This window comes from Lysinibacillus sp. UBA6686 (assembly GCF_002455205.1).
Classification (GTDB): domain Bacteria; phylum Bacillota; class Bacilli; order Bacillales_A; family Planococcaceae; genus Lysinibacillus; species Lysinibacillus pakistanensis.
The window spans coordinates 18269-28569 of the sequence record NZ_DKJS01000013.1; the positions used below are offsets into that span (position 1 = coordinate 18269).

Sequence of the window (10301 nt, forward strand, 5' to 3'; positions counted from 1 at the left end):
ATTCTAAAAAATATATAATATACTAGTTATTAGAAAATTTTATATTTTTTAGTTATTATTCTTTTTTGAAAATGAGGTGGTTATTATGGCGAAGTTTTTACGAACGAAGTCAATCGAGCAAGCCAATAAAATAACCGAAGTTGAGCGCTTTAAACTTAAACGTGAACTTGGGTCATGGCAATTAATGCTATATGTTTTAGGAGCCACAATCGGAGCAGGGATATTTGTTTTACCTGGAACTACTGCCGCTCTACATGCTGGACCAGGAGTTATTGTTTCATTCCTAATCGGTGGGATTGTCACCATTGCAGTAGGACTAGCGTATGTAGAATTTGCAGCAATGGCACCTGTCGCCGGAAGCGCTTACACCTATTCTTATATTGCGTTAGGAGAAATTATCGCATGGATGATAGGGTGGGATTTACTATTAGAATTTACGGTTATTGCTAGTACAGTAGCAGTTGGGTGGAGTGGTTACGTAGATTCATTTTTACAATCTGTAGGTATTCATATACCCGAAGCCCTTACAAAAGATATTGCACATGGCGGGATTGTCAATCTACCAGCCGTAATTGGATGGCTTATCGTAGCTTGGATTGCCTTAAGCGGAATTAAGAATGTGGGCCGTTCAAACACGCTATTTACTATCGCAAAGGTTGCAGCGATCATCCTGTTCCTTGTTATAGGTACTTTCCATGTTAATCCTGTAAACTGGACACCATTTACGCCATTTGGTTGGTCAGGTGTCATGGCTGGTGCAGCGTTAGTATTCTTTGCTTTTACAGGCTTTGACGGTGTAACAACAGTGCTTGAAGAAGTAAAAAATCCACAAAAAACAATACCAAAAGCTTTAATTGGTGGTCTGAGTGTATTAACACTTATTTATGCCCTTGTTGCAGCGATTTTGACAGGGATTGTACCATTCCCTGATTTAGATGTTCCAAACCCTACTGTATTCGCGTTACAATCTGTAGGTATTCAATGGGGAGGTGCTATCGTCGCAGTAGCGGTTATCTTTGGATTACTTGCTACAATGATCGCAAATACAACTAGTGCCACACGCGTTCTATTTGCGATGAGCCGTGATGGACTTCTCCCAGAGCGTATTGCGCAAACGAATAAAAAGACTGGTGTGCCTGTACTATCAATCTTCATCGTCGTATTGACAGGTATTCTATTGTCTGGATTTTTATCAATCGGTGAGTTAGCGGAATTTGCTAACATTGGAGGCTTGACTGCGTTTGCATTAACAACAATTAGTGTAATTGTTCTTCGTTACACGCGACCAGATCAACCTCGCGGATTTAAAGTACCAGCAATTTGGCTTGTAGGAATAATAGGTGTTGGTGGTTCACTTGCATTAATCTTCAGTCTTCCAATCTTCACGATACTGCGCTTTTTAATTTGGCTTGCAATAGGCTTGGTTATATATATAGCCTATGGATACAAACATGCTAAAGTAAATACTAAAAATCAATGATGTAATATGTACCCCTTTAGAATTCTCTATAGGGGTACTTTTTCTATAGAAATGTATAAATTACAAATCAAAGGCACACTTCTGCGAAAATCTACATATTATAAGATTACATTTCCTGACATGCCCAGGCATCAACCTCTACTTTTATGGAAGGTGCAGCAAGGGCTACAACATACATTAGAGTCGTACATGGAAGATGTTGGCCAAGAAAATCACCTATTATTTGCTTTCGTTGTTCTGCGTTCATCTCCCCAACCAAATAAAAAACTAGCTTCGTTAAATCCTGAACTTCCATATTTGCACTTTCAAGATTCTTTCGGATATTTTCTAATGCAATCTTTAATTGGGCTATTGAATCTTCAGGTATCGTTCCGTCTTTCTCCATTCCGATTTGTCCAGATAATGTTAACCACTTCTGAGGTCCTGTTATTTCAATTTGATGTACATAAGGAGCGACTGGTTGATGAATCTCCTTCGGGTTTCTTGTAATCTTCATAAAAATCATCCTATCTATTTTTTAGTTTAAAATTATGTTAAAAATAACATACTGATTCTAAAGATTAAAAATTATATTTAATACTATTATAAAGGAACATAAATTGGATATGCTCATTTAAAAGGTTATAATAGATAAATAGAATTAAGGCTTATAACGCTGATATAGCTCTCAATAAAGTACAAAGTATTGTTCTCATTTTTAATTTGATAAGGCATGCAATTCTTTTCCGCTCCTTGGATTTATACATTCATCTCCTAAGACACTTGTAAGGCAGATATAAGTAAGTCTTATTTCAAGAGATGATGGAAATAATAATCCAAAGAAGGGGGAGTATTTACATAAGAATGATACGTAATGTTCTACATCAATTTATTAATTACTTATGTTCATTTGATAGCGAAACTGGAGCAATAAAAACAGCGAAGCCGTTTTGTAGAAGGAGTGAATACATGAGTAATTTCTTTCGGAGCCATGGATTTAAACGCTTTATTATTCTAGTCGGAATCGCTGTTGCACTCTATTTAATGCGTAGCATGATTAATCTTATTCTTCTTACCTTTATTATTACCTATTTGATGAATCAATTGGCTACCAAGACAACGGCAGGAGTTCGTAAGTATGTCCCGATGAATGAAAAAGCAGTAACTGTTACCCTGTATTTGTTATTAGTGGCAGGAATCGTTGCGGTAATTTATAAATATTTACCAGTGGTTACCCAACAGATTACACAGCTTTTTGATCTTATCTCTAGCTTTAATTTGGACCCAGATGATAATGAGATTGCCAGATATTTGGCACCTACCTTTGAGAAGATTGAACTTGGTAAATATTTAGAACAGGGTGTGGACATAACTCTTAAAAATATTACGAATATTGGTAAAATCATTTTACACATCTTTATTTCGTTGATTTTGAGCTTGTTTATTTTGCTTGAGAAAAAGAGAATTACTGAGTTTACGGCTAAATTCAAAGAAAGTAAAATTGGTCCTCTTTATGACGAACTAAAATATTTTTCAAGAATTTTCATTCGCTCTTTTGGTAAAGTGATTGAAGCACAATTTATTATTGCAGCAGTGAACTGTGTTTTATCAGTTATAGCTCTTTCCATTATGGGCTTCCCACATTTAATTGCCTTGGGAATCATGCTCTTTATATTAGGATTAGTACCAGTTGCAGGGGTCATTATTTCCTTACTTCCTCTAAGTATTATTGCCTATAGTATTGGTGGTTTAATGTATATTGTCTATATATTGGTAATAGTGATGGTGCTACATGCTATCGAGGCATACTTCTTAAATCCAAAGCTGATGTCTGCAAAGACAGATCTTCCTATTTTCTATACATTCATCGTCATTCTCTTCTCGGAGCATTTCCTTGGTGTATGGGGATTAATTATAGGTATTCCATTATTCATGTTTTTACTCGATATTCTGGGAGTTACGTCCTCAGAGGATGAACTACAAAAGGCTACGACAGTGCATGAAAATAAACAAATCGAATAGTATTATTTTTCAAAAAGGAATCAAAAGAGTCTAAATGATTCCTTTTTTATTTTCCTTCCTTAAAAAATAAAGAAAATAATACTGATATGTGATATATTACATATCAGTAGAAGAAGTATTGGGAGGCATTGATGATGGAACAATTTGATACTAAGAAAAAGCTCAAACGGACGTTCGTTCGTGAGGAGGCATATACGATTATAAGAGATTGGATTGTTGATGGAACTTTAAGGCCCAATCAACAATTGAGAGACAAGGAATTAGCAGAGCAATTAGGAGTTAGTCGAACGCCAATTCGAGAAGCATTATTGCGCCTAGAGGATGAAGGATTTGTACAAACAAAGCCTAATCGTTCAACAACTGTATCTCCTATTGATGCTACGGAAGTATTCCATCTTTATTCTATTGGCTGGACGCTTGAACAATTAGCGATGAAACAGATATTTGAACATTTAGCAGATGATCATCTACAAATGATGGAGACAGTTAACCTTAAACTTAAAAAAGCAATTACTGAAGGAAATCAAATAGAAGCGGTTGAATGTGATAATGAATTTCATGAAATTTTTATTGGAATATCTCAAAATAAGGAATTAAAACGGATACTTACTGGTGTCAGACAAAAGCTTAAACGTGTTGAATTGTATTATTTTGATTTAGTAGAGGATGTTCATTTTTCCCATGAGGAACATTTACGTATTATCGAAGCTATTAGACAAAAAGATTTATCTGTAGTACTCAATGAAATTGAACAAAACTGGAGATTAAGTTTTGCTAGAATTCAAAACCGTCTTATTGGTTAATTCATAGAACGAAGAGGTTTACAATGAATAAAATACAAAGCTATATCAAGGAATATCATCCGGTTGTTCATGTATTAGTTTTCGGTACGGTTTTAATTACCCTAACAAGCTCTATGAGTATGCCCTTTTTAGCTATTTTTTTAAGTCAATCTGTAGGCTTAGATTTTGCAACCATTGGATTTATTATTGGTGTAGGTCCTTTAGCTGGAACATTTTGCGGGTTAATTGGGGGAGTTCTTTCAGATTTTATTGGAAGAAAAAAATTAATGCTTCTTTCTTTAATAGGATTAAGTATAGCCTTTGTTGGTTTTATTAGTACAACAAATTTTATGGGTTTACTTTTCTTTAGTATTCTTAGAGGAGTAGCTCAGGCTTTTTTTGGCACTGTTTCTAAGGCACTAATGGCTGATTTAACACCAGATCATAAAAGATATAAAATGTTCGCTAATCGTTATTTATCATTGAATATTGGTTTTTCTGTAGGTCCTATGCTAGGAGCGCTTTTAGGTATTGGGGGCAGTACGATAGCATTTGTATTAACTTCCGTAGTGTATATCATCTATGCCGTTGTTTTATTTTTTATGCTTAGAGCTATTGATGAGAATGAATCAGTATCTGAGGAGAGCATTAATATATCATTATTATGGAATACAATGCGTAAGGATACGCCATTACTATTATTTATTATTGGGGGAATGTTATTAACTACCGTGCATGGTCAAATGTCCGTGACACTTTCCCAACACTTACAAGCAAATATTATAGATGGAGTAAAATTATTTGCAGCGTTGATGAGTATTAATGGTTTCACTGTACTAATACTTCAAATTCCAGTAACGAGATGGTCAGAGCGATTTACATTTACTCAAAGAATCTTATTTGGATGTATTTTATTTGCTATTGGAGAAGCTGGGTTTGCCTTTTCAGCCAATTGGACACCCTTCATTATTTCGATGCTTATATTTACTTTAGGTGAAATACTTGTTATTCCTGCTGAATATGCTCAAGTAGATGAAATTACACCATCACATTTACGTGGAACTTACTATGGCGCTCAAAGCTTAGGGGAGTTTGGAAATTTTGTAGGTCCTTGGTTTGGAGGCATCTTGCTGTCAGTGTATGGAGGAACAATGATGTTTTTATTTATGGCCTTCATATCCCTCTTAGGTAGCTATTTCTTTTATTTAGGGAAAAGGAATTATACAAGAAATTCATTAACAAGTGGAAAATTTTGATTCGATAGAATTGTGGACAATCAACATGATTATATTGAATCAAATGCGATTTCAATAGCACAATAAAAGTTTGAACATACATTAATGCCATAGATAGAAGTAATTAGAGGACTATAGGATAGTAAAGAAAATGGAGCTTTTTTAGGGGCTCCTTTTATATTTCATCTATAACTATAGTATTATTACGCTAGATTATGTAAAATTATCCAAGAGGGGGTGTTATAGTGAAAAAAGTAATTTTAACTTTATTAACAGCAACATTAGTATTTTCGTTCACATCATTTAATGCTGAAGTAGAAGCGAAAGAGACATTTAAAAACTGCAAAGAATTAAACAAAAAATACCCTAAAGGTGTAAAAAAGGGTCATTCAGCATATTCAGCAAAGCTTGATAGAGATAAAGATGGCTGGGCTTGTGAAAAATAAACAATATAAACCCCTTTCGTTACGATTTTACGAAAGGGGTTTTTCCATGTAATTTAAATTAAAATTGTATGTGATTTTCTTTTCATAAATATAAAAATTAACAGCGCAGTGATCCCCTCAGCAACAGGGAAGGTCCACCAAATAGCTTGAGGACCAAGAATCTTAGGCAACAGCACAAGTGTAGGTATGAATAATATAATACTTCTTAATAACATAATAGATGTGGCAAGTCGAATTTTTTCAATCGATTGGAAGAATTCTGCATACACCATATTAATGCCAAGAAATACATAACCGATAGCAAAATGAACGAAGCCCTGTGAAGCCAAATTACGAATTTCAAATGTACTATCTCCAAACAGTGCCATTAACTGTGATGGGAATAACATGGCGATAATAGCAGTTGTTAATCCAAAAATAAGTGCTGTGGCAGTGCCAATTTTCAGAAGTGCCGTTAATCTTGTTACTAATCTTGCACCATGATGATAGCTAACTAGTGGCTGAAGCGCCATACCAATACCAAGAAAAACTGTTAGCAGTACCGTATGGATATAGTTTACCATTGCGTAGGCAGTGACGCCATTAGAACCTAAATAATGTAAGAATGTCACGTTATAAAGAATGATGATTACTGCCACGGATGCTTCAACAATAAAGCTTGGTAACCCGATTGAAAATATTTTCTTTAAATCAGAGATGCTGAAAAAATTACGTACAAATCTTAATTCGGATTGCTTTCTGAAGAAATGTAGGCAGAGTACTGACATACCGATAATTGTGGAGAGTGCTGTAGCTAATGCACAGCCAGTTACACCATAATTGAATACGAAAATAAAGATATAGTTTAAGATTATATTTAAAACAGATGTTGTGATTAAACCCAGCATTGCAAGCTTTGGATTACCGTCATTACGAATAAAAATGCTTAGTAAATTTTCAATTGTATAAAACACACCAAAGATTAAAATAACGTGTAGATACTCTTGAACATAAGGGTAGGTAGCATCACTGGCTCCAAATATATAGGAGATCTCTTTTAGATTCAATAAAAGGAATAGAATCAGTGTCAGAACGACAACAATCATTGCTGTGAATGCTAATGTAAAGATTTGATGTGCTCGTTTTTTATTGCCCTCTCCAAGAGATATAGAATATAGTGTAGCTCCACCCATTCCAATCCAAAGAGAGATGGAAAGGAGAATAGAAAAAATTGGAACAGCGATATTTACACCTGCTAAAGCTGTTGGTCCAACACCATGGCTCACAAAAATGCCATCAACTAAAATATTTACTGACATTAATAGCATACCGACCATAGCTGGGAATAGGTATGATAAAAACAAAGGCTTTAGAGGTCTTGTTTCGATTGGATTAATGGTTGTCATGGTCATGCACCTCCTTGACCATTACCTTTTCCCCTTTATCATCCAACTCTCCGTTAAAAATAAATCCAAAATTTTTATATAGCTGAATGGCCGCAAGATTGTCGTCATAAACGCTTAAATAAATGTTTTGGCAGCCGTATGTAGCTACCAGATGATTAATAAGCTGCTGTAAAAAGTATTTCCCCAATCCTTTGTGCTGATATCGTTCATCAATAAAGTAGCGATCTAACCAAACGCATTCAGAATTGTCCACATGAGGGAACATACCATACATAGCAAAGCCGACTGCCGTATTCCCTCTGTACAAGCCAACAGGTATATAGCGTTTATCGATTTCAGCTTCTGCTAAGCATTGATCCGTGCTTTCAATAAAATTTTGCTGATTAGCCGCGATGCGTAACGTTAAAATTTCCTCTTTGTTTAAAGCTGTGATGTCACGTATTTCCGTGAACATAATGTCAAAACCTTTCTAATTTTATTGTGAATAGCTACAATCTAATGTATATAGTTACTATATAGTCAAGGGGAGAAACTTAAAAATGTTTAATAAAAATGTAAAATATTTTACAACTGGTGAATTTGCAAAAATCTGTAAGGTTAATAAACAAACACTTATATATTACGATCAAATTGGCTTATTATCGCCTATCATGAAGGATAATAAGGATTACCGTTATTATTCCATTGCTCAATATGAATTTTTTAGTGTCATTGAGCTGTTAAAGGCGGTAGGTATGTCTTTAAAGGATATTCAAAAATATATGGCTGAAAAATCACCAGAAAGTTTTCTAGACTTAATGCATCAGCAAAAGGAAATTGTCGCCAAAAAGCGTAGAGAGCTGGAGATGATTGAAAGCATTATCGATGTCAAAATTGATTTAACACAGGAGGCTCTACATCTTGATTTTGATAGTATTACGATTGAGCATTTACCAGAGGCAACATTGTATTTAAGTCGAAATATTGAGGATTCAACGGAGGAGCAATTTGTTAAGGCTGTCTCCGATTTTATTGATGAGTTGGATCGCTCTCAACTAGACACAGGTTACCCAATTGGGGGAATTACAAGGAGGGAGCAGGTGTTAGCGGGTAACTATGATAATTATAGTTACTTGTATATTGAGCAGCCACATCCACAGGAGGGTCATCCTTATTTCGAAGCGATTGAAGGGGATTTTATTGTGGGATATCATGTAGGGACATCCGCGACACTTGGAGAATCCTACAAGAGATTATTTAAGGTCATGAGCGAAAAGGGCTTTGAACTTGGGCAATACGTTTATGAGGAATATATTTATGATGCAGTTATTAAAAATCGTGAAGAGGAATACGTAACAAAAATTATGGTGGAAATAAAAAAAGGCTGTTGATGCATCTCTGCCTATCAACAGCCAAAATTATACAAGATCCTTTATATGCTTTAGTGTAAAGTTAAGTTTATTTCCGGATGTGCCTTCTGTATTTCATTTAATTTATTTTCATGGATTCCTTTTAAATTTTTATCAAAAAAGCCAAGTGATAATTCATTAATTAATTTATAAATTGCATTTACATCAGCTCCGGATTCATTAATAATCGGCGAAACGGCTGCTAAATCTGTAAAACTTCCGTGATTTGTTTTCGGAATAATAGCTGTATAGACACCAGGCTTTTCAATTGTTTTATTTCTTAGATAAGATTCTACAAACAATTCGTCACGATTACCAGGCTGTTGGCTATATGCTTCCTTCATAAAGTTAATGGATGCCTCAGCATTCATCAGCATAAAGGGCTTTGCAGGTCCATGTGCAGGCATTGAATCGCCATACAATCCACCATCCATATCAATTGCTGCTTTAATACGACTATCTTTTACTAGCATTTGAGTAGAAGTAGCGCCGCCAAAAGAGTGACCTAACATACCAATGTTGTCAAAGTCAATTAGTGAGGCTATTGGATGGAAGTTCTTATCAAAATCAGCTTTGATAACTTCATCTAAAACAAATGATGCATCCTGCTCCCAAAGTTTGATGCGATTATTCAAGAACGTAATTGTGTTTTCAATTGGTGTAAAATCAACTTGATCGCCATCAGGGAATATGGTTGTTGCCGCGTCACCTGTAAAATTTAGAGCAACAACAATATAGCCGTGACTCACTAATTCCTCTAGCTGAAAGGTATTTTGGCGACTATATAAACTCATGCCATGTGCAAATAATAGAAGTGGGAATTTTTCTTTGGACTTTATAGGTGTCGCATCCTGATAGGAATGGGTTTTCGTCAATCCTAAATGTGTCGTAGCAATATAGGGAAATCCCTGTGTCGCTGCCAATTGCTCTGTTAACGCATCTATATGTTCAAAGTAGGGAGAAGGCTGTCCTGTCCCTTTTTCAGCAGGATAGTATACCTGAACCATTAATTCGCGATTCACCTGATGATTAGGCACGACAAATTCCTTGCGATTTTTATCAATAAGATGAAATGTCTGAGTTCCTACTGTATATTCTCCTGTCGGCTCTGGAAAAGACATGATTGGAAATAACTTTGGTAATGTGAACATTGCAAAAGTGGCAACAACAATACCTAAAATTTTAATTATTTTCATGCTTAATTTCTTTGAAACAATTGTACTTTTTGGTTTCACAAAAACCTGTAGTGTTAATAACAGCAAAACAATATAAGCAGGGATCATACGCCAGTTAGCACCAATGGTCATAATTGTTCCAAATAACAAACTATAATTGGCTGCTATCACAAATAGATTTATTCTAGTTACCCCACGTTGTCTAAAAGTCAGTGAGATGCTCGATAGTAATAAAATAATTGTAAATAGTACTTCTAAGGTTTTCATCATTTATCTCCTTTAACATACATACGAATGTATGTATTTAGTTAAAAATGTTTTAATCATATATACATACGAATGTATGTAAAAGATTAAAATAATAAACTACATAAAGTAGTCATAGAGTTGAAAAACTAAATGGTCAAGG

Annotated in this window: 9 protein-coding genes and 1 pseudogene; 6 read left to right on the plus strand and 4 right to left on the minus strand. The window is 34.9% G+C overall.

Features of this window, described 5'->3' with window-relative positions; translation table 11 throughout:
* Positions 1-85 precede the first annotated feature (85 nt).
* Positions 86-1480 (plus strand): amino acid permease, encoded by a 1395-nt coding sequence (locus tag B2R82_RS03440; RefSeq protein WP_286923536.1) that lies wholly within the window; start codon positions 86-88, stop codon positions 1478-1480.
* 106 nt (positions 1481-1586) lie between these two features.
* On the opposite strand, the gene B2R82_RS03445 is transcribed toward B2R82_RS03440, so the two are convergent.
* Positions 1587-1976 carry a RidA family protein gene (locus B2R82_RS03445; RefSeq protein ID WP_286923537.1) on the minus strand — a complete coding sequence of 130 codons (390 nt, stop codon included), beginning with the start codon at positions 1974-1976 and terminating at the stop codon, positions 1587-1589.
* Positions 1977-2428: 452 nt separating this feature from the next.
* Here B2R82_RS03445 and B2R82_RS03450 point away from each other — a divergent pair, with 452 nt between their 5' ends.
* The 4 genes and pseudogenes from B2R82_RS03450 to B2R82_RS03465 all read left to right on the plus strand — a co-directional run.
* Positions 2429-3481, plus strand: a complete 1053-nt coding sequence (locus B2R82_RS03450; RefSeq protein ID WP_286923538.1) for an AI-2E family transporter — start codon at positions 2429-2431, stop codon at positions 3479-3481.
* A gap of 134 nt (positions 3482-3615) precedes the next feature.
* Positions 3616-4284 (plus strand): GntR family transcriptional regulator, encoded by a 669-nt coding sequence (locus tag B2R82_RS03455; protein ID WP_286923539.1) that lies wholly within the window; start codon positions 3616-3618, stop codon positions 4282-4284.
* 23 nt (positions 4285-4307) lie between these two features.
* Positions 4308-5519 (plus strand): MDR family MFS transporter, encoded by a 1212-nt coding sequence (locus B2R82_RS03460; protein ID WP_286923540.1) that lies wholly within the window; start codon positions 4308-4310, stop codon positions 5517-5519.
* Positions 5520-5821: 302 nt separating this feature from the next.
* Positions 5822-5944: pseudogene (locus tag B2R82_RS03465) on the plus strand (excalibur calcium-binding domain-containing protein); the annotation flags it as partial.
* A gap of 53 nt (positions 5945-5997) precedes the next feature.
* Here the strand turns inward: B2R82_RS03465 and B2R82_RS03470 are convergent.
* Positions 5998-7329 (minus strand): MATE family efflux transporter, encoded by a 1332-nt coding sequence (locus B2R82_RS03470; RefSeq protein WP_286923541.1) that lies wholly within the window; start codon positions 7327-7329, stop codon positions 5998-6000.
* Positions 7316-7783 carry a GNAT family N-acetyltransferase gene (locus B2R82_RS03475; RefSeq protein ID WP_286923542.1) on the minus strand — a complete coding sequence of 156 codons (468 nt, stop codon included), beginning with the start codon at positions 7781-7783 and terminating at the stop codon, positions 7316-7318. Before B2R82_RS03475 ends, B2R82_RS03470 begins: the two co-directional genes overlap by 14 nt.
* Positions 7784-7868: 85 nt before the next feature.
* Between B2R82_RS03475 and B2R82_RS03480 the strand changes: the two genes are divergently transcribed.
* Positions 7869-8699: a MerR family transcriptional regulator gene (locus B2R82_RS03480; protein WP_286923543.1), complete on the plus strand. Its 831-nt coding sequence runs from the start codon at positions 7869-7871 to the stop codon at positions 8697-8699.
* A 50-nt stretch (positions 8700-8749) separates the two neighbouring features.
* Here the strand turns inward: B2R82_RS03480 and B2R82_RS03485 are convergent, their stop codons facing one another.
* Positions 8750-10159 carry an alpha/beta hydrolase family protein gene (locus B2R82_RS03485; RefSeq protein WP_286923544.1) on the minus strand — a complete coding sequence of 470 codons (1410 nt, stop codon included), beginning with the start codon at positions 10157-10159 and terminating at the stop codon, positions 8750-8752.
* Positions 10160-10301 lie beyond the last annotated feature (142 nt).

What these genes read in the sequence shown, in the direction of transcription:
- B2R82_RS03445 (WP_286923537.1), bottom strand. Translation starts at nt 1,976, where the DNA reads ATGAAGATTACAAGAAACCCGAAGGAGATTCATCAACCAGTCGCTCCT.
- B2R82_RS03450 (WP_286923538.1), top strand. Translation starts at nt 2,429, where the DNA reads ATGAGTAATTTCTTTCGGAGCCATGGATTTAAACGCTTTATTATTCTA.
- B2R82_RS03475 (WP_286923542.1), bottom strand. Translation starts at nt 7,783, where the DNA reads ATGTTCACGGAAATACGTGACATCACAGCTTTAAACAAAGAGGAAATT.
- B2R82_RS03460 (WP_286923540.1), top strand. Translation starts at nt 4,308, where the DNA reads ATGAATAAAATACAAAGCTATATCAAGGAATATCATCCGGTTGTTCAT.
- B2R82_RS03485 (WP_286923544.1), bottom strand. Translation starts at nt 10,159, where the DNA reads ATGAAAACCTTAGAAGTACTATTTACAATTATTTTATTACTATCGAGC.
- B2R82_RS03440 (WP_286923536.1), top strand. Translation starts at nt 86, where the DNA reads ATGGCGAAGTTTTTACGAACGAAGTCAATCGAGCAAGCCAATAAAATA.
- B2R82_RS03470 (WP_286923541.1), bottom strand. Translation starts at nt 7,329, where the DNA reads ATGACAACCATTAATCCAATCGAAACAAGACCTCTAAAGCCTTTGTTT.
- B2R82_RS03480 (WP_286923543.1), top strand. Translation starts at nt 7,869, where the DNA reads ATGTTTAATAAAAATGTAAAATATTTTACAACTGGTGAATTTGCAAAA.
- B2R82_RS03455 (WP_286923539.1), top strand. Translation starts at nt 3,616, where the DNA reads ATGGAACAATTTGATACTAAGAAAAAGCTCAAACGGACGTTCGTTCGT.